Here is a 21,382-nt window from a genome sequence, read left to right as displayed (position 1 = left end):
CTGACAGTCCGTCAAGTGCCCGCGTACGACTGGCCCTCCAGCCCGAGCCGGGCCGTGGCCAGTGCCGTCGCCGGATCCCGGTCCGCGCCGCCCGCCGGAACCCAGCGCCCGCCCTCCTCGCGGTAAGGCCACCAGCGGCCCTCCTGGCCGAGGCGCAGCTGAACTCCTTCGGCCGGGACGGTCCAGCGGTTGCCGACCGGCCGGAACGACGGCCGCTCGCCCTCCTCCCAGGCCGTCTCCAGGACCGCACGCGCGCGTGCGAGCGCTGCGCCCTCCACCTGCCACTCCTCGTCGAGCACGGCCAGGGCCGCCGCACCTCCGACACGCCAGGCCCGAACGGCCGTCGCCAGCCCGTCGACGCCCCGCACCGACCCTTCGGCGAGCCGGTCCGAGACGGCATCCGGAGCGGCGCCTTCGGCGAGCCGTACGGCGTCCTGAGAGACCGTCAGCCCCAAGTCCGGCTCTCCGTTGGCGCCGAGGCTCTGTCCGACCATGCGGTGGGCTTCGACGGCCGTTCGCCCGGCCAGGTGCTCCAGCGCCGCGGTGTCGATCCCGGACGGCGCCTGAGCCGTCTCGGACCCGAAGGACGGCGGTTCGCCGGGGGTCCCCAGGAGGCTGGGCAGAGCCGGCAGCGGAGGCAGGATGTCGGCGGCCGCCCAGGCCTCCGCCGCGTCCACGCCCTCCGCCTCGGCGGACTCGTCCGGGGAGGCCGCGTTCCGCAGATGCAGGTCCTCCAGGAACGCGCTCCGCGCCCGGCCCCGCATGAGCACGAGCACGAACGGATCCTTGTCCAGCAGACGCGCCACCTGATGGCACAGTGCAGCGGTGTGCCCGCAGTGGTCCCAAGCGTCGCAGTCGCACTCGGGTTCCAGATCGCCCAGCCCCGGCAGGAGTTCGATGCCCCTGACCGCCGCGTCCTCGATCAGATGCGAGGGCAGTTCCCCGTCGAGGAGCGCGGCCAGGTGTCCCGCCTGCTCCACGGCCAGGTCCAGAAAACCGACCCACTGTTCCTCGGAGAGTTCCGGCACCAGGACGTCGGCCCGGTGCGCCGCGCCCTTCGGATCGCGTACGACGGCGGTGACCCGGCCCGGCCGTACCGTCACCGCGCCGACGCCGCCCCCGCGCGCGAGTCGGCGCCCCGTCTTCACAGCGGCCGAGTCCAGTGCCGCCTCCTCCAGCGCCCCCAGCCAGGCGCGGCCCCACCAGGTCTGTGCGAATCCGCGCCCGCGCGCGGGCGGCAACGCTGCGAACGTGCGCTCCGGGCCACGGCCGTGCTCATCGGCGTAGTGGTTCATCGTGCCTCCCCGCGAAGTTCCACCAGTGCGGCCAGTTCCGCGTCCGTCAGTTCCGTCAGTGCCGCCTCGCCCGCGCCGAGCACGGCATCCGCCAGTTCCCGCTTGCGCCCGAGCATTTCGGCGATGCGGTCCTCGACGGTCCCCTCGGCGATCAGCCGGTGCACCTGCACCGGGCGGGTCTGCCCGATGCGGTACGCGCGGTCGGTGGCCTGTGCCTCGACCGCCGGGTTCCACCAGCGGTCGTAGTGCACGACATGCTCGGCCCGCGTGAGGTTCAGGCCCGTTCCTGCGGCCTTCAGAGAGAGCAGGAACACCGGCACGTCGCCCGCCTGGAAGCGGCGCACCAGTGCCTCGCGCTCGGCGACCGGGGTGCCGCCGTGCAGGAGCTGCGAAGGCACCCCGCGGGCCGTCAGATGCCGTTCGAGCAGGCGGGCCATCCGTACGTACTGTGTGAAGACCAGGACGCTGGAGTCCTCCGCGAGGATGGTGTCGAGCAGTTCGTCCAGCAGCTCCAGCTTGCCGGAGCGTCCCGTGAGCCTCGGGTCGTCCTCCTTGAGGAACTGCGCCGGGTGGTTGCAGATCTGCTTCAGCCCGGTCAGCAGCTTCACGATCAGGCCCCGACGGGCCATGTCGTCGGCGTCCGCGATCTGCTCGAGGGTCTCCCGGACCAACGCCTCGTACAGGCCCGCCTGTTCCTGCGTCAGTGCCACCGGGTGATCGGTCTCGGTCTTCGGCGGCAGTTCCGGGGCGATGCCGGGGTCGGACTTCCGGCGCCGCAGCAGGAACGGCCGCACGAGCCGCGCGAGATGCTCCGCGGCGGCGGGATCCCGGCCGCCCTCGACCGGCAGGGCGTACCGCGCGCGGAAGGTGCCGAGGCGGCCGAGCAGTCCCGGCGTGGTCCAGTCGAGGATCGCCCACAGTTCCGTGAGGTTGTTCTCCACCGGTGTACCCGAGAGGGCCACGCGCGCGCGTGCGCCGATGGACCGCAGCGCTCGCGAGGTCGCCGCATACGGGTTCTTCACATGCTGCGCCTCGTCGGCGACGACCATGCCCCAGGGCACCTCGGCGAGCCGCTCGGAGTCCAGGCGCATGGTGCCGTAGGTCGTGAGGACGAACTCCCCGTCCGCCAAGGAGCCGAGACCGCGCCCGGATCCGTGGAACCGGCGTACCGGGACACCGGGCGCGAACTTCTCGATCTCGCGGTGCCAGTTGCCGAGCAGGGACGCTGGGCAGACCACGAGCGTGGGGCCGGCCGACGAGGCGTCCGTCTGCCGGTGCAGGTGCAGCGCGATCAGCGTGACCGTCTTGCCGAGCCCCATGTCGTCGGCCAGACAGCAGCCCAGCCCTAGTGCCGTGGTCCGGGCGAGCCAGCCGAGGCCCCGCAGCTGGTAGTCCCGCAGGGTGGCGGCAAGGGCCGGGGGCGGGACGACGGGCTGCCCCGTCTCCGGATCCGCGAGCCGCTCTCGCAGCTGCGCCAGCCATCCCGTGGGCCGTACGTCGACCCGGTGGCCGTCGACCTCGGCCGAGCCCGTCAGGCCGGCGGCCAGCGCCTCGACGGGGGCGATGGAGCGGTCCTGCCGGCTACGGGCGCGGTCCGCCGCCCGCGGGTCGACCAGCACCCATCGGTCGCGCAGCCGCACGAGGGGGCGCTTGGCCTGGGCGAGCCGGTCCAGTTCCTCGCGCGACAGCTCGCGCCCGCCCAGCGCGAACCACCAGCGGAAGGAGAGCAAGGCGTCTGCCGAGAGGAACGACGGCAGAGCCGAGGCCTCCCCGACCGGCGGGCCGACGGCCGCGTGTGCGGTCAGCTCACGCGACAGCTCCTTCGGCCAGCGCACGTCGACTCCCGCGGCGGCCAGTGCCCGGGCGCCCTCACCCAGAAGTTCGGCGATCTCGTCGTCGGCGAGGTCCAAGACGTCGGGCACGGAGGCGGAGAGCAGCGGTGTCAGCGGCGGCCACGCCCGGGCCGCCCGGCGCAGTGCCAGCAACGTGTCGGCCCGCGCGCGGGGGCCGAACATGTCGCACGCGGGTCCCGAGCCGGCCCACAGGTCGGCGGCGTCCGCGACGTCCGCCGCCCCGCTCACGCCGTGCACTTGGAGCACCGCTCGGACCCGCACGGGGGAGTTGTCCTCGCTGACGGCGTCCTGCAGACCGGGTGCTTCCACGCGCAGCGACAGGCGGACGCCCGCGTCGTGGCCGGCGGCGATGTCGTCGGCCCACGCGCGCAGGCCGGGCAGATGCTGAGGCTCCCGTGCCGCGAACGCCGCACCGCCCGTCACGAGCGGTGCGGCCGGGGAGCGGGGGAGCGTGTCGGCGACCGCGTCCAGGAAGGCGCGCAGCAGCCGCTCCGGATCGGGGAGCCGAGGGTGCCCACCGGCCGTGAGTGGCACGGCGTGTGCCTCCGGAGGCATGGCCGCGGCGAGTTCGCGGACCAGCTCCGCATCGCCCGCGGACAGCGGCCCCATCCGCCAGGCGTCGTGATCGCCGGAGGAGAGACCCGGCAGGAGCAGGCCGCGCGCCAGGAGGTGCAGGGCCAGCAGGCCGGCCGTGCCCCAGAATGCGGTGGCCCGGTGGACCCCCGCCTCCGCACGCGCGCGCATGAGCACCGGCAGGGCGACGCGCACCGGCAGGAGCAGGGCAGGCACCCGTACCCGCTCGACGGTCCGGTCCGGCGCGGGCACCACCAGGTCCAGCTCCGAGGTGGACCCCTGGGCGAGGTCGGGAAGAGTCTTGCCGTCCGGCCGCCAGAAGGCCATCAGGCCGGCGCGGGCGGGGTCGGACGGTACGAACACCGCGCAGCAGCTGGCCAGTTCGGACAGGCCGGAGGATGCTTCCGTGGGAGTCCTCTGCACAGTTCCGCCGCACTCCTCAAATTTGACTACTTGCTTAGGTCGACCGAGGTTACAGCACGCGGCGAGCCCACCTCGAAGGCTTACGCTGTGACCTGGACCACTAAGGGGCGCGTCTCAGGGATGTCTCAGGGTCGAGCTTCGGAACCGCCGGGAACGCGGGGCCGTTTTCAGAGCAGAGAGCGGCAGTGGCCGCGAAGGAGGCGACGCTCATGTCCAAGAACGCGAAGATCGCCGCAGGGGGTGTGGCGGTCGGACTCATCCTGCTGATATGGCTGCCCTGGTGGGTGGCGTTCCTCATCGTGGTGGGGGTTCCGGCCGCCGCGTACCTGGCGCTGGACCCCTCGCAGCGGCGCAGGCTCCGCCGGGTCGGACGCAAGGAGCTCGGCCGCTGAGAGACCGGCGAACGGACCAGGTCCGTTCGCCGGGGCGGCCGCGGACGCTCCGCGGGCCGTGGGGGGCCGCACCTCCGCGGAGGGAGCGGCCCCCGCGGGGTCAGCTGGGCCGTACAGCCATCTTGTCGAGCGCCGCCAGGAGACCGGGCAGTTCGGGGCCCCGGCCCACCGGCAGGACCTCCCCGGGCTCCTCGTCGAGCAGGACGAACGCGATGTCGTCGGTGCGCGCCACCATCGACCATCCGGGGCCGTCGGCGCGCAGCATCCGGGCGTCGCCCGGGGCGAACGACGAGCGCACCCGGCCCAGCGGCGGCGGAGAGTCGACGTAGGCACGCGCCTCCGCGAGCACCCGTCGGACGCCCTGGTGGCCACTCTTCGGTGCGTTCTCCTCGTCGTCCGCCGCGGCCTCCGCCGTCTCTGCCCGCTCGGACGAGGGGAGGTCGGCGTCGCCGATCTGCTCCCGCCAGACCGCCCACTGCAGCGCGATCTCGTCGGCGCCCAGACGCCGCTGGGCCGGACCCCAGGAACTGGTGTCCGGCGGGGTCAGGGCGGGCCCCTCCCCGACCTCGGGGTCGGGGTCGTGCGGCGCGGGCACACCGGGCGCGGCGACGGCGACCGCCAGCGGCCAGCCCGGCAGGGCCGTCACGACCGTGCGCTCGTCCGGCGACAGCTCGTACTCCATGCCGCAGTCCCAGGACGCGATCGCCACGGCGACCAGCGAGACGTCGTCGATGACGACCGTCCACCGGGCGCCCTCACCGTCCTGCCCGAGCACCAGGCCGTACCCGTCGGCGCGCGGCGCGAGGTCAAGCGTCGCGCAGGCCTCCGGGTAGTCGTCGCCCAGCACGCTCGGAAACTGTGCCGGCGTCAGCAGCACCGCCGTGAGCACGTACAGCGCCTCGTCCGCGGCGGCGACGGCCTCATCGTCCGTCCCGGCCATCCCTGCCTCCCCAGTGGTTCGTCCATCGGCGGGCACCCTAGTGCGAGCGGAAGCCACTTGTCACGACTCCGCACACCACGCGGAGCTGCAGGTTTCCACCTGGACGGGGGCGAAATGACCACCGTCGGGGTCCGCCTTTCAGGCCGACGGCAGCCCGAGAAGGTCGCGGGCCACCGCCCCGGGCGACTCGTCGCGCTCCCGGGCGAGCGCGATGACGGCCCGGCACGCCAGCTCGTTCACCCCGAACGACAGCGCCTCGGGAGACACCCATGCCGCCGCCTCGTCGATCCTGTCCTGATCGTCCTCCGCGCAGGCCGCCACATAGGCGGCCGCCGCTTCGAACAAGTTGTGTGCTCGCCGGTCCCGAGTGTCCACCGCCTCCGCGCGCGAGGTGGTACGGAATCTGGCGGCGTACTTGCGCATCACGTCGAACACGTGCCCCACCTTCCCCCTGAACGGGGTCGTCACTGATCGCTCACTTGCTCTTGTTCAACCTAGAGTTGGAGCTTCGGCGACAGAAGGGGGACGGCGCGGTGAAGCGCTTCGAGCGGCTGGAGCAGATCCGTCGGATGGATCCGGTCGCGGACGCTCTTGAGATCTAGCGACTCGGCGTGGCGTTCGAATTCCCCTGGGACTACACGCGCGCCTTGGAGCCGGCTCTGTACCGCACCTACGCCGTGCCCGGCATCGGGCGGCTGCTGGCGCAGACCGCGGAGCTGACCGAGCGTACTCAGAAGCGTTACGACGACACCGTGCTGCTCCTCGACACCGGCGTGGAGCACGGCTTCACCGCCGACGAGGGCCGCACGGCGATCCGCCGCATCAACCAGATGCACCGCAGCTACGACATCAGCGACGACGACATGCGCTACGTGCTGTCCACCTTCGTGGTGGTGCCCAGGCGGTGGATCGACACCTACGGCTGGCGTCGCCTGTCCCGGCACGAGGTCATCGCCACCACCGAGTACTACCGCACCCTCGGCCGGCACCTGGGCATCCCCGGCATCCCCGAGACCTACGAGGAGTTCGAAGCGCTCCTCGACTCCTACGAAGAGGCGCACTTCGACTGGGACGCGCAGGGCCGGCGTGTGTCCGACGCCACACTCGACCTGATGGCGTCCTGGTACCCCCGCCCGCTGGCACCGCTGCTGCGCACGGCCACCCTCGCTCTCTTCGACGAGCCGCTGCTGCGCGCCTTCCACTACGTGCCGCCGAGCCCGGCCACGTCCTCGCTCGTGCGCCGCGTGGTGCGCACACGTGGTCGGCTGCTGCCGCCGCGCCGCACGCCGCACTTCGCACGGCAGAACTGGGAGATCAAGGGCCATCCGAACGGCTACCGGCCGGCCGACCTGGGCACCCGTCCGGTCCCGGGAATGGCCGGCTGCCCGGTACGGCAACTGGACACCTCAGCGGCCGACAGCCTCGAGTGAGGCGAGAGTCTCGCGCAGCCAGGTGAGTTCGGCGCGGCTCGTGGCACGTGCGATCTTGAGCACCCCGCGCCGGAACGGGTCGTCCAGTTCCTCGGCGGCCAGCGGCCGGTCGCCGTCGTAGAAGAAGCTCGCCGGTTCCTCCAGGAAGGCCAGCCGGCGCCGTAGTACGGCCGCCTGGGCCGCCGGGTCGTCCAGGTGGCGCAGGAACGCGAGCAGCGTGAACCAGTGGTTCTCGTCGGTGATCTCGCGCTGCCCGGGGTCGGCGAGGCGGCGCCGCAGCTCCTGCCTGCCCTCCTCGGTGAGCGTCAGCACGTGACGCGGCGCGGCCACGGCACCGGGCTCGGTGGCCCGCGCCAGCAGGCCCGCCTTCTCCAGCCGTTTGATCGCCGGGTACAGCGTGCTCTCGGCGACGGGCCGCACGTGCCCGGTGAGCGCGGCGATGTGCCTCCGCAGGACGTAGCCGTGCAGCGGGGCGTCGTACAGGAAACCGAGGATGGCGAGTTCCAGCATGCCCGCATTCTCTCGTATGCCCGCTGTACAGCGGGGCCCCGATATTCTGTCTCCGCTATACATCGGTGTCGATGTATCTTGGGTGCTCATCGCAGGCATCAGGGAGGGGCACCGTGAAGCAGGCCGAATTCGACAACAAGGGGAGCCGGATCCGATGGACGGCGGTGCTCGGTGAGGGGCCCGCGCGCGTGTACCTGCACGGACTGGGATCGGTTTCCTCCGTGTACCACGCGCACATCGCGGCCCGCCCCGAACTCGCGGGCAGGCGCAGCCTGTTCGTGGATCTTCCCGGGCACGGCATCAGCGACCGGCCCGAGCACTTCGGCTACACGCTGGAGGAGAACGCCGACGCCGTAGCGGCCGCACTGGACCAGGCCGGCGTCAATGGTGCCGAGCTGATCGCGCACAGCATGGGCGGCGCCGTCGCCATCGTGCTCGCCCACCGGAGGCCCGACCTCGTCTCCCGGCTGGTCCTCACGGAAGCCAATCTGGACGCCTTCCCGCCGCAGACGGCGGCGAGCAGCGGCATCGCTGCCTACGGGGAGGACGAGTTCGTCGAGGAGCGGTACGCGCGTGTGCTGGAGGCCGTGGGCCCGCTGTGGGCGGCCACGATGCGGCTGGCCGATCCACGTGCACTGCACCGCAGCGCGGTCGGTCTGCGGCGCGGGTCGGACCCCGTGATGCGGACCCTGCTGGAAGGCCTGGCGATCGACCGCGTCTACCTTCAGGGCGAGCACAGCGGCGAACTCCCGGGCAGGGTGGACCTGGAGGCGGCCGGGGTCCGCGTGGTGACGGTGCCCGGCGCCGGGCACAACGTCATGTTCGACAACCCCGACGCCTTCGCGGCCACCGTGGCGGGGCGGAACTGATCCGCCCCGGCCGTCAGCTCTCCCGCACCGCCAGAGCGAGGAAACGGGCATCCTCGTCGACGTACGACGTCATGCGCCATCCCGAGCGGGCCAGGAGAGGGCAGAGATTGGCCTCGGCCCGCAGGTCGTCGGGGGTGATCTGCCGCCCCTGACGCGCCGCCAGGGCCGCCCGGCCGATGGGATGGAACAGCGCGAGCGTCCCGCCCGGCCGCACCACGCGGACCAGCTCCCGCAGGTTCTCGGAGGGCTTGGGCAGGTGCGCGATCAGGCCCGCCGCGAACACGGCGTCCATCGAACCCGAGCGCAGCGGCAGGGCGGCGACGTCCGCGAGCAGGAGCCGCCCCACCTGGTGGCGCCCGGCCCGCGCGGCGGCCTGGAGCATCGCCGGAGTCAGATCGACCCCGGCCACCACGCCGGACGGCCCCACGGCGGCACGCAAGGGCGCAAGGGCGCGTCCGGTGCCGCAACCGGCGTCGAGCACGCGGTCACCCTGGCGCAGGCCGAGGTTCGCGACGGCGGCCGCGTAGGCGGGACCGTCGTCGGGGAACCTGCTGTCCCAGTCGGCGGCGCGGGCGGTGAAGAACTCCTGGACATGCGTGTGGTCGTCGCTCATGCCCCGCATGATCCCTCACCGTCACGGGGGACGTGCCTGCGCGCATGTTCGAGCTGGACGCGATCGTTCCATCGCCTCTCTGTGTCATATTCCAACACCTTTCGAAATGCGCCCCCTTCGTGCGCCCCTGCCCCGACTAGCGTCCCGGGGCCATGGGACACCTGGACCACGCCGCCTTCGGCTGGCTGACCCCCGCGCTGTCGTACGTGATGGCCTGCATAGGCGCCGCACTGGGACTGCGCTGCACCGTGCGCGCGCTCGCCACCACCGGCCGGTCGCGCCGCAACTGGCTCGTCACCGCCGCCTCCGCGATCGGGACGGGCATCTGGACCATGCACTTCGTGGCCATGCTCGGCTTCCGCGTCAGCGGCACCGACATCCGCTACGACGTGCCGCTGACCATCCTGAGTCTCGTCGTCGCCATGGTCGTCGTCTGTGCCGGCGTCTTCGCCGTCGGGTACAGCAAGGACCGCAACCGGGCGCTCTTCCTCGGCGGGCTCACCACCGGGCTGGGCGTCGCGAGCATGCACTACCTGGGCATGTCCGCGGTACGGCTGCACGGTCAAGTGCACTACGACCCCGTCCTCGTCGGACTCTCGGTCCTGATCGCCGTCGTGGCGGCGACAGCGGCCCTGTGGGCGGGGCTCAACATCAAGTCACCCCTCGCGGTCACCCTCGCCTCCCTCGTCATGGGGGCGGCCGTCAGCAGCATGCACTACACCGGGATGTTCGCGGTGAGTGTGCGCGTCACCCCCTCCGGCGAGGTTCTGCCCGGGGCCACGGCGATGCAGTTCATCTTCCCCCTCGCCGTCGGCCTCGGGTCCTATCTGTTCCTCACCTCCGCCTTCGTCGCCCTCTCGCCCACGGCCGGCGAACGCGAGGCGTCCGCCTCGGCCCAGCGGCCCGTCCAGAGCGTCGCCCGCTAGCGCGAGCCCGGCCCCGGAGCCCCGACCCACGTCCCGAGCGAGGAGGCCATGCGCCCACCCCGTAGCACCCCCAGAGCCGGCACCCCGGCACAGTCCCCGCCCCCGCCCCGCGGCCGCCGCGCGCACGCCGGACCACCGGCCGACGAGGAGGAGGGCGGGCCCCTCGACACGCTGCCGGAGAACGCACCCCCGCGCGCGGGCCGTTGGCGCATGCGCGCCCGCACGGTGCGTGCCAAGGTGGTCTGCCTGCTGATGGTGCCCGTCATCTCCCTGCTCGCCCTATGGGCGTACGCCACCGTCAGCACCGTCCAGGACGTCGCCCGGCTGCGGCAGTCCCAGCGGGTCGACGCCGAACTGCGCGCCCCTGTGGCCGCAGCCGTCGCAGCACTGCAGACCGAGCGGGCCGCGGCCGTGCGCTATGCCGCCGACCCGGGCGCGGAACGCGGGGACGACCTCGAAGGCCTCGGCGCCCGTACCGACCGTGCGGTGGCCAAGCTGCGGCTCGGCCACGGCAACACCGTCGCCGACAGCCAGGAACTGCCCGTCGGAGTCGGCGGACGCCTGGAGGACTTCGTCACCGGCGCCGAGCACCTGCGCGCGCTGAGGACCGCCGTACTCGACCACAGGGCAGGCTGGAGCCAGGTGTACGCGCAGTACACGAACGCCATCGGTACGGCCTTCACGGTGGACGGCGCCCTCACCGGCGTCCAGCAGGCCGACGTCGGCTCCGACGCGCGCGTGCTGCTCGAATTCTCCCGCGCCGCCGAGGCGCTGGCCCAGGAGGACGCGATCCTCGGCGGCGCGCGCCCGGCCGCCGGCCTGCAAGGCGAACGGCTGCGGCTGTTCGGCGCGGCCGTCGCCACGCGCCGGACCTTCTCCGAGGCGGCCGTGGCCGACCTGCCCGGCACCCAGCGCGCCGCCTGGCGCGAGCTGGCCGGCAGCAGCGCCTATACCGGCCTCACCGCCACGGAGGACAGGATCATCACCGCCGGCACCGGTGCCAAGGCGGTGGACACCGCACCGTCGAGCGCCTGGAACACCGCCCACGCGCGCGTGCAGGACACGATGGGGACCATCGCGAGGGACACCGGCCGAGCCGTCGCGGGCCGCGCCGACCCGTTCACACGCGGCTTCCTCAGTCCCGCCGGCGCCGCGGTGCTCTTCGGCCTCGCCGCCGTCGCCGCCTCGCTCGTCATCTCCGTCCGCATCGGACGGGCCCTCGTGGTCGAGCTGGTCAGCCTGCGCAACGACGCTCTGGAGATCGCCCGCCGCAAACTCCCCGCGGCGATGCGGAAGCTGCGCACCGGCGAGGAGATCGACATCCAGGCCGAGGCGCCTGCCGGACCACCCGCCGAGGACGAGACCGGCCAGGTCGCCGAGGCCCTGACCACGGTGCACCGCGCCGCCCTGCACGCAGCGGTCGAGCGCGCCGAGCTCGCCAACGGCATCTCCGGAGTCTTCGTCAATCTGGCCCGCCGCAGCCAGGTGCTCGTCCACCGCCAGCTCAGCCTCCTGGACAGCATGGAGCGCCGCTCCGACGACCCCGACGAGCTGAGCGATCTCTTCCGCCTCGACCACCTCACCACCCGGATGCGGCGCCACGCCGAGAGCCTGATCATTCTCTCCGGAGCCGCACCCGGCCGGGCCTGGCGCATGCCGGTGTCCCTCACGAACGTCGTACGCGCCGCCGTCTCCGAGATCGAGGACTACGCGCGCGTGGAGGTGCGCCAGCTCCCCGAGGCGTCCGTCATCGGCGCGGCAGTCGCCGACGTCACCCACCTGCTCGCCGAACTCGTCGAGAACGCCGCCCAGTTCTCGCCGCCCCACACGCGCGTGCGCGTCACGGGAGAACCCGTCGGCAACGGCTACGCCCTCGAAGTCGAGGACCGCGGCCTCGGCATGGGTGCCGACACGCTCGCGGAGGCCAACCGGCGGATCGATCAGTCGGAGGCCCTGGACCTGTTCGACAGCGACCGCCTCGGACTGTTCGTGGTCAGCAGGCTGGCCGCCCGGCACGGCATCAAGGTGCACCTGCGCACCTCCCCCTACGGCGGCACCACCGCGGTCGTCCTGGTGCCCACCGCCCTGTTGCACACCCGCGCCGCCGAACGCCCCGCCCAGGAGGAGGCACCGGCAGGGCCGGAACAGTCGCGCGCGTACGCGCCCGTGCCCGACGCGCCCCCGCCTCCCTCCGAGGTCACCGCGCAGAACGGACGGCCCGCCCTCGCGGCCAGTGCCCCGGCCCCCTCGACCCCCGCGCACGAACCCCCGCCACCCGGAGTCACCACCTTGAGGCTGCACCGCCCTCCGAACGACTCCGAATCCTCCGAAAACCTTCCACGTCGCGTGCGTCAGGCGAGCCTCGCGCCCCAACTCCGCCGTCAGCGCTCCGAAGAGACGGCGCCGGAACCCGACCCGCGCGGCGACGACCGGCGCACCCCCGAACTCGTACGGGACCGCATGGCGGCCTATCGCGCGGGTTGGGCCCGCGGCGGTGGCAGGCAACCCGGCCGCGGCGCCGCCCCGGAGCCCGAAACGGGCAGTGACAGCACTGAAGGAGACCCGGCATGATCCAGGACCCGAGCATGAGTGCCGCCCAGCGATCCGGTGAACTCGACTGGCTGCTGGACGACCTGGTGATGCGGGTGCGCGAGGTACGGCACGCCGTCGTGCTGTCCAACGACGGCCTGGCCGTCGGTGCCTCCACCGCCCTCGCGCGGGCGGACGCGGAACATCTCGCGGCCGTGGCCTCCGGCTTCAACAGTCTCGCCAAGGGCGCGGGACGGCATTTCGGGGCGGGCGGTGTGCGCCAGACCATGGTGGAGATGGACGACGCCTTCCTTTTCGTGGCCGCGGCCGGCGAAGGCTCCTGCCTCGCGGTGCTCACCGCCGTCACCGCCGACATCGGCCTGGTCGCCTACGAGATGGCACGGCTGGTCAAGCGCGTGGGCGAGCACCTGTGCTCAGCGCCCCGCGTCGCCGCCAAGCCGCCTGCCGCGGGATGAGCCGGAAGGCGGCACCCATGACCGAGAACCCGAGCGGCGGCCTGAGCGAGCAGGGCAGCCAGTGGTACGACGGCGAGGCCGGGCCCCTGGTCCGCCCCTACGCCATGACCGGCGGACGCACCCAGTCCGGCCCCGCCGGAGTGCGCTTCGACCTGATCGCCCTCGTCAGCCTCGACCCCGCCGCACCCGCGGTGGACGACGACACCTTGCTCGGCCCCGAACACCGCGCCCTGGTCGACCTGTGCCGCATCGAGACGCAGTCCGTCGCCGAACTCGCGGCCGACGCGGACCTTCCGGTGGGCGTGGTCCGGGTGCTCCTCGGTGACCTCCTGGAACTGGGCTGCGTCACCGTCAGCCGCCCGGTGCCCCCGGCCCACCTGCCGGACGAACGCATTCTCCGTGAGGTCATCGAGGGGCTGCGGGCGCTCTAGATGAACGTTCAGAATCCGACGGGCGCCTCACGGCATCCCGTTCCGTGCGCGTTCCGGAACCGACCGGGCGCGAAACGGTCACATCAGGCGTGTTCCGGTCCAATCCCCCGCAGGGCTACCGGAGTTGTCATGATGCTGACTTCCTGTCCCGAGCAGCCCGACACCGACCGCTGGCCCTCCCGAGAGAAGTGATCATGGCCTCCGAGCACTCCGACGCCGCCGGCGACATGTCTGCCCTGGCGCTGAAGATACTGGTCGCCGGCGGCTTCGGTGTCGGCAAGACGACCCTCGTCGGGGCCGTCAGCGAGATCCGCCCGTTGCGCACCGAGGAACTGCTCAGCGAAGCCGGCCAGCTGGTGGACGACACCGGCGGCGTGGACCAGAAGGTCACCACGACCGTCGCCATGGACTTCGGGCGCATCACCATCCGCTCCGGCCTCTCCCTGTACCTCTTCGGCACACCGGGGCAGGACCGCTTCTGGTTCCTGTGGGACGAACTGGCACAGGGGGCCCTCGGTGCCGTGGTCCTCGCCGACACCCGCCGCCTGGAGGACTGCTTCCCGGCCGTCGACTACTTCGAGCACCGGCGCATCCCGTTCGTGGTGGCCGTCAACTGCTTCGCCGGAGCGCGCAGCTACGGCGCCCACGACGTCTCCAGGGCCCTCGACCTGGACCGGGGAACACCCGTGGTCCTGTGCGACGCGCGCGACCGGGACTCCGGCAAGGAGGTACTGATCCGCCTCGTCGAGTACGCCGGGCGGATGCACACCGCCCGACTCCTCGATTCGGTGGGCTGAGCCTCAGCCGGTCAGATCCTTCAGCGCCACCACCTTTTCCACGGCGACCCGGACCAGCAACTCGCCGGGGACACCGTTGCGGGCGCCGAACTCTTCCGCGCGCTCCTCACCCATGTAGCGCGCGGCGATGCGGGTGGCCCAAAGGCGCACCTCGTCCAGCTCCTCCGACAGCCGGGCGCGCCCGTGCAGCACCACGAAGTGGAACGGCGGCCGGTCGTCGTCCACACACAGGGCGATCCGTCCGTCACGGGCGAGATTGCGCCCTTTCACGGTTTCCTTACCGGTGTTGAAGACCACGTCGTCCCCGTCGAGCAGGAACCAGACCGGAGCCACATGTGGGCTCCCATCGGCGCTGACGGTGGACAGCTTGCCGGTTCGGGTGCCGTACGAGACGAACGCCCGCCATTCCTCATCGGTCATCTTCTGTGCCATACGCCCATCCTGCTTGCCCGCAGGCCGGTCGTGGGGAAGGCTGGCGAACGGTTCCTCCAGCCAGGGGGAGACGTCACACGGGGAGACGGAACATGGCGCAGAACCAGGGACTCGGCTGGCTCCTGGACGATCTGACCGGGCGGGTGGACCATGTGCGGCACGCGCTGGTCCTGTCCAACGACGGTCTGGTCACGGGAGCGAGCACCGGCCTTCGCCGCGAGGACGCCGAGCATCTGGCCGCGGTCGCGTCCGGGCTGCACAGCCTCGCGAAGGGGTCGGGGCGCCACTTCGGCGCGGGCAGGGTGCGTCAGACGATGATCGAGTACGACGACGCCGTGCTGTTCGTGACCGCCGCCGGCACCGGCAGCTGCCTGTGCGTGCTCAGCGGCGCGGAGGCCGACATCGGTCAGATCGCCTATGAGATGACCCTGCTCGTCAACCGGGTCGGCGAACACCTCGGGGTGGATGCCCGGCAACCCGATCGCGCTCCACTGTCGGATCTCTGACCTGCGTCTTTGTCTCGCGCCGTGGAGTTATCCACAGCCTCGCCACGATGTGTGCCGATCCGGCTACGGTGTGTGCACGGCGAACGCGCAGGGCGTGAGCCATCGACTCCACGGGGGAGTACGACCATGTCGGGAAGCACCTTCGTCCCCGCCCGCACCCTCACCTGCACGCAGAGCCGCGCATCTCGTGAACTGGGGCTACGGCGCCGCGAGTTCGACCTCGCCGTCCATCTCGGCCGTATCCGGACCGTGCCCGACGAGGGCGGAGGCGGGGGCCGCCGGGTCGAACGGACCGAGATCGACAGGCTGCGCACCCAGGACGGCTTCCCCGACACGCTCCGTGAGCGCCTCCACGTCGTGGGTACGGCGGAGGGCGCCGCGCTCATGGAGATCCCGGCGGGCAGGTTCACTCGGCTCGCCCGACTGGGTCTGCTGGTACCGGTGCGTTTTTACCTGAACCGCTACCGAGCTGTGGTCTGGCTCTATCTGGCAGAGGAACTACGGCAGTTCACGGCCGGTGCGGAGAACGCACACCTGCTCAGGGGGCGCACGCCCGAGAGCCTCAGGGGGCAACTGGCGGCCGGGGTCGATCTTCGGGCCCGCAACTGGCGGGGACGGCAACTCGGATTTCTGACAAGGCAGTCCGAAGGCTCCTGGGCGCGTGCCGGGGTCGTGGCCGCCTTCCTCCCGCTCGTCGACGTCGCGGACGTGGTCAAGGACCCCTACGAGCGTGCCCAACTGAACCGCTTCCGGCCCGCTCCGCTCGACCAGGGAGCGCCGGGATCACCGTCCGCGCATCTTGCCGAGCAGCTGATGACGGCGCAGGACCCGGACGAGATCGGCTGGCTGCGCAGCGACCTGGCGCACGCGGTGCAGCAGGCACGCGCCCACGCACCGGCCCCGCGCCCGGCCGCTCGGCACACCACCGTGCGCATGCCACGGTCGACCCCGCCGACCACACCCGAGGCCCACGACTCGCGGCCGGAGGCACCGCGACCGACCCGCGGACTGCGGGCGTGGCTCCGCCGCAGAAACCCCCGGCCCGCCGGGGTCTGAGCCCCGCGCTACAGGGCCCGGAACAGGCCCTCCTGGACGACCGAGACGAGCAGCCGCCCCTGCAGGTCGTAGATGCGCCCGCGGGCCAGACCACGCCCGCCGGTGGCGATCGGGGACTCCTGGTCGTACAGGAACCACTCGTCCGCGCGGAACGGCCGGTGGAACCACATGGCGTGGTCCAGCGAGGCCATGTCGAAGTTCCGTGCGGCCCACAGGGGTTCGACCGGGATGCGGACCGCGTCCAGGAGGGTCATGTCGCTGGCGTAGGTCAGCGCGCACGTGTGCACCAGCGGGTCGTCACCGAGCGGACCGACCGCGCGCATCCACACGGCACTACGGGGCTCGCCCCCCTCGATCTCCTCGGCGTGCCAGCGCAGCCGGTCGACGTAACGGATGTCGAAGGGCTGGCGGCGCGCCATCCGCTCCAGCTGCTCCGGCAGCGCGCCCAGATGCTTGCGGATCTCATCGGTCACCGTCGGCAGGGACTCCGGGTCCGGAACCTCTCGGGCCGGCGGCAGCTGGTGCTCGAACGGTCCTTCCTCAGGCTTGTGAAAGGAGGCGGTCAGATTGAAGATCGTGCGGCCCTGCTGCACCGCCGTGACCCGGCGCGTCGTGAACGACCGGCCGTCGCGGACCCGTTCCACCTGGTACACGATGGGCACGCCCGGCCGGCCCGGGCGCAGGAAGTACGCGTGCAGCGAGTGCACCGGGCGTTCGCCGTCCGTGGTGCGTCCGGCGGCGACCAGTGCCTGGCCCGCCACCTGGCCGCCGAAGACCCGCTGCAGGGACTCCTGCGGGCTTCGGCCACGGAAGATGTTGACCTCGATCTGCTCCAGGTCGAGCAGGTCGACGAGTCTCTCGGCCGGGTTCGTCATCGCTGGGAATCTCCTGTGGTCACAGCTGGCCGACTTCGGTGACGCGCACGACGGCACGGCCCTCGGCGTCGGAGGCAGCCAGGTCGATCTCCGCGCTGATGCCCCAGTCGTGGTCGCCGTTCGGGTCGTCGAAGATCTGGCGGACGCGCCAGAGGCCGTTCTCCGGCTCCTCCTTGATGACCAGCAGCTTGGGGCCGCGGGCGTTGGGGCCGGTGCCGAGGTCGTCGTACTCGTCCCAGTACTTGTCCATCGCCTCGCCCCACGCCTCCGCGTCCCAGCCGGCCTCGGCGTCCATCTCGCCCAGGTCCTCGACCTGGTCGAGGGCGGCCAGCTCCACGCGGCGGAACATGGCGTTGCGGACCAGGACCCGGAAGGCGCGGGCGTTGGTCGTGACCGGCTTGACCTCGTCGGCCTTCTCCTGCGCCTCCTCGGCGGTCATCTCCTCCGGGTTGGCCAGCTGCTCCCACTCGTCGAGCAGGCTGGAGTCCACCTGGCGCACCATCTCGCCGAGCCACTCGATCAGGTCCTGGAGATCCTCGGACTTCAGGTCGTCCGGGATGGTGTGGTCGAGGGTCTTGTAGGCGCTGGCGAGGTAGCGCAGCACGATGCCCTCGGTGCGGGCCAGCTCGTAGAAGGACACCAGCTCGGTGAAGGACATCGCCCGTTCGTACATGTCCCGGATGACGGACTTGGGCGACAGCGGGTGGTCGCCGACCCACGGGTGGCTCTTGCGGTAGGTGTTGTACGCGTGGAAGAGCAGCTCTTCCAACGGCTTCGGGTACGAGACGTCCTGGAGACGCTCCATGCGCTCCTCGTACTCGACACCGTCGGCCTTCATCGCGGCCACGGCCTCGCCGCGCGCCTTGTTCTGCTGGGCGACGAGGATCTGCCGGGGGTCGTCCAGAGTGGACTCGACCACGGACACCATGTCGAGGGCGTACGACGGCGAATCGGGGTCGAGCAGTTCGAAGGAGGCCAACGCGAACGTGGACAGCGGCTGGTTGAGGGCGAAGTCCTGCTGGAGGTCGACCGTGAGCCGCACGATGCGGCCCTCCGCGTCCGGCTTGTCGAGCTTCTCCACGATCCCGCCGTCCAGCAGCGACCGGTAGATCGCGATCGCCCGCCGGATGTGCCGCAGCTGCTGCCTGCGCGGCTCGTGGTTGTCCTCCAGGAGGTGGCGCATCGCCTCGAAGGCGTTGCCGGGACGGGCGATCACCGACAGCAGCATCGTGTGGGTCACCCGGAACCGCGACGTGAGCGGCTCGGGTTCGGACGCGATCAGCTTCTCGAAGGTGTTCTCCGTCCAGCCGACGAAGCCCTCCGGCGCCTTCTTGCGCACCACCTTGCGGCGCTTCTTCGGATCGTCGCCGGCCTTGGTGAGGGCCTTCTCGTTCTCGATGACGTGCTCGGGTGCCTGCGCCACGACGAGTCCCGCCGTGTCGAAACCGGCCCGGCCGGCCCGGCCCGCGATCTGGTGGAACTCGCGGGCCCGCAGCGTGCGCACCCGGCTGCCGTCGTACTTGGTCAGTGCGGTGAACAGCACCGTCCGGATGGGCACGTTGACACCCACGCCGAGCGTGTCCGTGCCGCAGATGACCTTGAGCAGGCCGGCCTGGGCGAGCTTCTCCACCAGGCGCCGGTACTTGGGCAGCATGCCGGCGTGATGCACGCCGATGCCGTGCCGGACGTAACGGGAGAGGTTGCGGCCGAACTTGGTGGTGAAGCGGAAGTTGCCGATCAGCTCGGCGATCTGGTCCTTCTCCTCGCGCGAGCACATGTTGATGCTCATCAGTGCCTGCGCCCGCTCCACCGCCTGCGCCTGGGTGAAGTGGACGATGTACACCGGGGCCTGCTTGGTCTCCAGCAGATCGGTGAGCGTCTCGGTGAGCGGGGTCAGCTGGTACTCGTAGGAGAGGGGCACCGGGCGGGTGGCAGAACGGACCACCGCGGTGGGGCGGCCGGTACGGCGGGCGAGGTCCTTCTCGAAGAACGACACATCGCCCAAAGTGGCCGACATGAGGATGAACTGCGCCTGCGGGAGTTCCAGCAGCGGGATCTGCCAGGCCCAGCCGCGGTCGCCCTCCGCGTAGAAGTGGAACTCGTCCATCACGACCTGGCCGACGTCCGCGTTCTTGCCGTCGCGCAGTGCGATCGACGCCAGCACCTCGGCGGTGCAGCAGATCACGGGCGCGTCGGCGTTCACGGACGCGTCGCCGGTCAGCATGCCGACGTTCTCGGTGCCGAAGAGCTTGCACAGCTCGAAGAACTTCTCCGACACCAACGCCTTGATCGGAGCCGTGTAGAAGGTGACCTCGTCCCGGGCCAGCGCGGCGAAGTGCGCGCCCGCCGCGATCATGCTCTTGCCCGAGCCGGTGGGCGTCGAGACGATCACGTTCGCCCCGGAGACCGCCTCGATCAGCGCCTCCTCCTGGTGGGGGTAGAGCGTGAGACCGCGCTCCTGCGCCCACGACTCGAAGGCTTCGTACAGGGCGTCGGGGTCGGCGGTCGGCGGCAGCTGATCGATGAGGGTCACGCACCCATCTTGCCTGGCCTTCAGCCCGAGAGGGGAATCGGCTGCGAGTACGAAGATCACGGCCGCTACGCTGTGTCGCCGACGGCGCGTCAGTGCACCGGGTCAACTGGACAGCGGCACACGAGGAATGGGGCGGTAAGCGGCCATGATGGGACCAGCACACTCACTGTCGGGGGCTGCGGCCTGGCTCGGCGTAGGAGCGGCGGCCGCCGCGGCCGGGCACCCGATGCCCTGGCCGGTCCTGCTCGTCGGTGCGCTGATCTGTGCCGGTGCGGCGCTCGCCCCGGACCTCGACCACAAGGCGGCCACCATCTCGCGGGCCTTCGGGCCGGCCTCGCGATGGCTCTGCGAGATCGTGGACAAGCTGTCGTACGCCGTCTACAAGTCGACCAGGAAGAAGGGCGACGCGCGGCGCTCGGGCGGCCACCGCACGCTCACGCACACCTGGCTGTGGGCGGTCCTCATCGGTGCCGGCAGCTCCGCGGTGGCGATCGCCGGTGGCCGGTGGGCGGTACTGGCGATCCTCTTCGTGCACATGGTCCTGGCGATCGAAGGTCTGCTGTGGCGGGCGGCCCGGGGCTCCAGCAGCGATGTCCTGGTATGGCTGCTCGCGGCGACGAGTGCCTGGATCCTCGCGGGGATCCTGGACAAGCCGGGCAACGGCTCCGACTGGCTGTTCACCGCGCCGGGGCAGGAGTACCTGTGGCTGGGGCTGCCGATCGTGCTGGGCGCGCTGGTGCACGACATCGGGGACGCGCTGACGGTGTCCGGCTGCCCGATCCTGTGGCCGATTCCGGTGGGCCGCAAGCGTTGGTACCCGCTGGGGCCGCCGAAGGTGATGCGGTTCCGGGCCGGCAGCTGGGTCGAGCTGAAGGTGCTGATGCCGGTGTTCATGCTGCTCGGGGGAGTGGGCTGCGCCGCGGCCCTCAACGTGATCTGACGCTCCCGGCAGCGTCAGCCCGCCTCGCCCGGCTCCGACCCGCCGTACCGGCGCTCGAACCGGGCGAGGCGGCCCTCGGTGTCCACCGTGCGGGCCTTGCCCGTGTAGAAGGGGTGGCTCTCGGAGGAGATCTCCACGTCGATCACCGGGTAGGTCTCGCCGTCGTCCCACTCGATGGTCTGCTCGCTGCTGGCCGTGGAGCGGGTGAGGAAGGCGTACCCGGCGGCGCGGTCGCGGAAGACCACGGCGTGGTACTCGGGGTGCTTGTCCTGCTGCATGGCGGCTCCTCGCGCGGGGCGGTCGGGCAGGGGGCGTCCTGGTCAGCCGGAGAGGGAGTCCTCGTCGACGATGTGCATCGCGGCTTCCTCGGCGGAGGCGGCGGCTCCGTCGATGCCGACGTCGGTGGCGATGAGGGCGCTCTCCTCGTCCTCGTGGGCGCCCTCGTCTGGGGCGACCAGACGGCCGGAGCGGCGCGCACCGACCTCGTTGTCGAGGAGTTCACCGTCGGCCTCGCAGTCGCCGATGCCGTCGCTGTCGGGTGCGACCGTGTCCGGCAGCTCCTCGGCGAGCCGCTGGTCCAGCGTCTCCCCGGACAGGCGTTCGTTCGCCGTCACCCCGCTGTGCTCCACCGCCCACGGCCGCTCCGGAGGGGACCAGCCGCGGTCCAGCGGGTCGTCGACGCCGTCGAAGTCCAGTGTGTCCTCGACGTCGAGCACACCCGAGTCCTCCCGGACCTCCGAGGCATCGGGCTGGTAGACGTCGTCCCCCCATCCGTCGGCGCTGTCCACGGGTACCTCCAGGTGGTGAGGACGGCCTCGTGCCCCGGCGAGGGGCAGGGCGCCGCCGGCACGCTCGGCACGGGTTTCACGCGGCCGGAACCAAAGGGGTCCCAGCCGTTCCCCGAGCCGGTGCCGCTATCCAGCCTTCCACCCCTGATCGGCACTGCGCAACGGCACGGGCGCTGGCCTGTGGCCGCGCGCCCC

At 71.8% G+C, this 21,382-nt stretch carries 21 protein-coding genes and 1 pseudogene; 11 read left to right on the top strand and 11 right to left on the bottom strand.

Annotated features, from left to right (window positions below; translation table 11 throughout):
* Positions 1 to 11 precede the first annotated feature (11 nt).
* Positions 12 to 1,295, bottom strand: coding sequence for an SWF or SNF family helicase (locus ACIRVH_RS22290; RefSeq protein ID WP_403955906.1), 1,284 nt, complete (start codon positions 1,293 to 1,295; stop codon positions 12 to 14).
* Positions 1,292 to 4,144, bottom strand: coding sequence for a DEAD/DEAH box helicase (locus ACIRVH_RS22285; protein WP_403955904.1), 2,853 nt, complete (start codon positions 4,142 to 4,144; stop codon positions 1,292 to 1,294). Before ACIRVH_RS22285 ends, ACIRVH_RS22290 begins: the two co-directional genes overlap by 4 nt.
* 209 nt (positions 4,145 to 4,353) lie before the next feature.
* Between ACIRVH_RS22285 and ACIRVH_RS22280 the strand changes: the two genes are divergently transcribed.
* The gene (locus ACIRVH_RS22280) at positions 4,354 to 4,536 is read left to right on the top strand and encodes a hypothetical protein (RefSeq protein ID WP_381662715.1); all 183 of its coding nucleotides are present in this window, start codon (positions 4,354 to 4,356) and stop codon (positions 4,534 to 4,536) included.
* 100 nt (positions 4,537 to 4,636) lie between these two features.
* On the opposite strand, the gene ACIRVH_RS22275 is transcribed toward ACIRVH_RS22280, so the two are convergent.
* On the bottom strand, positions 4,637 to 5,476 hold the full coding sequence (locus tag ACIRVH_RS22275) for a hypothetical protein (RefSeq protein ID WP_403955903.1): 840 nt from the start codon (positions 5,474 to 5,476) through the stop codon (positions 4,637 to 4,639).
* A gap of 138 nt (positions 5,477 to 5,614) precedes the next feature.
* The gene (locus tag ACIRVH_RS22270) at positions 5,615 to 5,911 is read right to left on the bottom strand and encodes a hypothetical protein (protein WP_403955901.1); all 297 of its coding nucleotides are present in this window, start codon (positions 5,909 to 5,911) and stop codon (positions 5,615 to 5,617) included.
* 98 nt (positions 5,912 to 6,009) lie between these two features.
* Here ACIRVH_RS22270 and ACIRVH_RS22265 point away from each other — a divergent pair.
* Positions 6,010 to 6,906 (top strand): annotated as a pseudogene (locus ACIRVH_RS22265) (oxygenase MpaB family protein).
* On the opposite strand, the gene ACIRVH_RS22260 reads toward ACIRVH_RS22265, so the two are convergent.
* Complete coding sequence (locus tag ACIRVH_RS22260) at positions 6,883 to 7,416, bottom strand: PadR family transcriptional regulator (RefSeq protein ID WP_393478377.1); 534 nt, start codon at positions 7,414 to 7,416, stop codon at positions 6,883 to 6,885. The pseudogene ACIRVH_RS22265 and the gene ACIRVH_RS22260 sit on opposite strands and share 24 nt — an antisense overlap.
* Positions 7,417 to 7,529: 113 nt before the next feature.
* On the opposite strand from ACIRVH_RS22260, the gene ACIRVH_RS22255 reads away from it, so the two are divergent.
* Positions 7,530 to 8,285, top strand: coding sequence for an alpha/beta fold hydrolase (locus ACIRVH_RS22255; RefSeq protein WP_403955900.1), 756 nt, complete (start codon positions 7,530 to 7,532; stop codon positions 8,283 to 8,285).
* 13 nt (positions 8,286 to 8,298) lie between these two features.
* Here ACIRVH_RS22255 and ACIRVH_RS22250 read toward each other — a convergent pair whose 3' ends face one another.
* Complete coding sequence (locus ACIRVH_RS22250; protein ID WP_403955898.1) at positions 8,299 to 8,898, bottom strand: class I SAM-dependent methyltransferase; 600 nt, start codon at positions 8,896 to 8,898, stop codon at positions 8,299 to 8,301.
* A gap of 152 nt (positions 8,899 to 9,050) precedes the next feature.
* Between ACIRVH_RS22250 and ACIRVH_RS22245 the strand changes: the two genes are divergently transcribed.
* The 5 genes from ACIRVH_RS22245 to ACIRVH_RS22225 all read left to right on the top strand — a co-directional run bounded on the left by ACIRVH_RS22245 (position 9,051) and on the right by ACIRVH_RS22225 (position 14,057).
* Positions 9,051 to 9,824, top strand: a complete 774-nt coding sequence (locus tag ACIRVH_RS22245; RefSeq protein WP_403955896.1) for an MHYT domain-containing protein — start codon at positions 9,051 to 9,053, stop codon at positions 9,822 to 9,824.
* A gap of 48 nt (positions 9,825 to 9,872) precedes the next feature.
* A complete protein-coding gene (locus tag ACIRVH_RS22240; protein ID WP_403955894.1) occupies positions 9,873 to 12,395 on the top strand; it encodes a nitrate- and nitrite sensing domain-containing protein in 2,523 nt (840 codons plus the stop codon).
* The gene (locus tag ACIRVH_RS22235) at positions 12,392 to 12,829 is read left to right on the top strand and encodes a roadblock/LC7 domain-containing protein (protein WP_403955892.1); all 438 of its coding nucleotides are present in this window, start codon (positions 12,392 to 12,394) and stop codon (positions 12,827 to 12,829) included. The genes ACIRVH_RS22240 and ACIRVH_RS22235 overlap by 4 nt, the downstream gene beginning before the upstream one ends.
* A gap of 17 nt (positions 12,830 to 12,846) precedes the next feature.
* Positions 12,847 to 13,260 carry a DUF742 domain-containing protein gene (locus tag ACIRVH_RS22230; RefSeq protein WP_403955891.1) on the top strand — a complete coding sequence of 138 codons (414 nt, stop codon included), beginning with the start codon at positions 12,847 to 12,849 and terminating at the stop codon, positions 13,258 to 13,260.
* Between the two features lie 194 nt (positions 13,261 to 13,454).
* Entirely contained in the window at positions 13,455 to 14,057 is a 603-nt protein-coding gene (locus ACIRVH_RS22225) for a GTP-binding protein (protein WP_403955889.1), read from the top strand.
* A 3-nt stretch (positions 14,058 to 14,060) separates the two neighbouring features.
* On the opposite strand, the gene ACIRVH_RS22220 is transcribed toward ACIRVH_RS22225, so the two are convergent.
* Positions 14,061 to 14,489 (bottom strand): PPOX class F420-dependent oxidoreductase, encoded by a 429-nt coding sequence (locus ACIRVH_RS22220; RefSeq protein ID WP_403955887.1) that lies wholly within the window; start codon positions 14,487 to 14,489, stop codon positions 14,061 to 14,063.
* Positions 14,490 to 14,581: 92 nt separating this feature from the next.
* Here ACIRVH_RS22220 and ACIRVH_RS22215 point away from each other — a divergent pair, with 92 nt between their 5' ends.
* Positions 14,582 to 14,995 carry a roadblock/LC7 domain-containing protein gene (locus ACIRVH_RS22215; RefSeq protein WP_386581352.1) on the top strand — a complete coding sequence of 138 codons (414 nt, stop codon included), beginning with the start codon at positions 14,582 to 14,584 and terminating at the stop codon, positions 14,993 to 14,995.
* A 126-nt stretch (positions 14,996 to 15,121) separates the two neighbouring features.
* Positions 15,122 to 16,051 carry a DUF6397 family protein gene (locus ACIRVH_RS22210; RefSeq protein WP_403955884.1) on the top strand — a complete coding sequence of 310 codons (930 nt, stop codon included), beginning with the start codon at positions 15,122 to 15,124 and terminating at the stop codon, positions 16,049 to 16,051.
* A gap of 8 nt (positions 16,052 to 16,059) precedes the next feature.
* On the opposite strand, the gene ACIRVH_RS22205 is transcribed toward ACIRVH_RS22210, so the two are convergent.
* Together ACIRVH_RS22205 and ACIRVH_RS22200 are read right to left on the bottom strand one after the other, a co-directional pair.
* A complete protein-coding gene (locus tag ACIRVH_RS22205; RefSeq protein WP_403955882.1) occupies positions 16,060 to 16,926 on the bottom strand; it encodes an acyl-CoA thioesterase in 867 nt (288 codons plus the stop codon).
* A gap of 19 nt (positions 16,927 to 16,945) precedes the next feature.
* Positions 16,946 to 19,459, bottom strand: a complete 2,514-nt coding sequence (locus tag ACIRVH_RS22200) for a DEAD/DEAH box helicase (protein WP_403955880.1) — start codon at positions 19,457 to 19,459, stop codon at positions 16,946 to 16,948.
* Positions 19,460 to 19,604: 145 nt separating this feature from the next.
* Between ACIRVH_RS22200 and ACIRVH_RS22195 the strand changes: the two genes are divergently transcribed.
* Entirely contained in the window at positions 19,605 to 20,399 is a 795-nt protein-coding gene (locus tag ACIRVH_RS22195) for a metal-dependent hydrolase (protein WP_403955878.1), read from the top strand.
* Positions 20,400 to 20,413: 14 nt separating this feature from the next.
* On the opposite strand, the gene ACIRVH_RS22190 is transcribed toward ACIRVH_RS22195, so the two are convergent.
* A complete protein-coding gene (locus tag ACIRVH_RS22190) occupies positions 20,414 to 20,677 on the bottom strand; it encodes a type B 50S ribosomal protein L31 (RefSeq protein ID WP_403955876.1) in 264 nt (87 codons plus the stop codon).
* A gap of 42 nt (positions 20,678 to 20,719) precedes the next feature.
* Positions 20,720 to 21,187: a DUF5709 domain-containing protein gene (locus ACIRVH_RS22185; RefSeq protein ID WP_403955874.1), complete on the bottom strand. Its 468-nt coding sequence runs from the start codon at positions 21,185 to 21,187 to the stop codon at positions 20,720 to 20,722.
* Between the last annotated feature and the right edge of the window lie 195 nt (positions 21,188 to 21,382).

This window comes from Streptomyces sp. NPDC101165, from assembly GCF_044768135.1.
Taxonomy (GTDB): Bacteria; Actinomycetota; Actinomycetes; order Streptomycetales; family Streptomycetaceae; genus Streptomyces.
The sequence above is the reverse complement of the archived record's forward strand: the minus strand, read 5'-3'. Positions and strand labels throughout refer to the sequence as shown.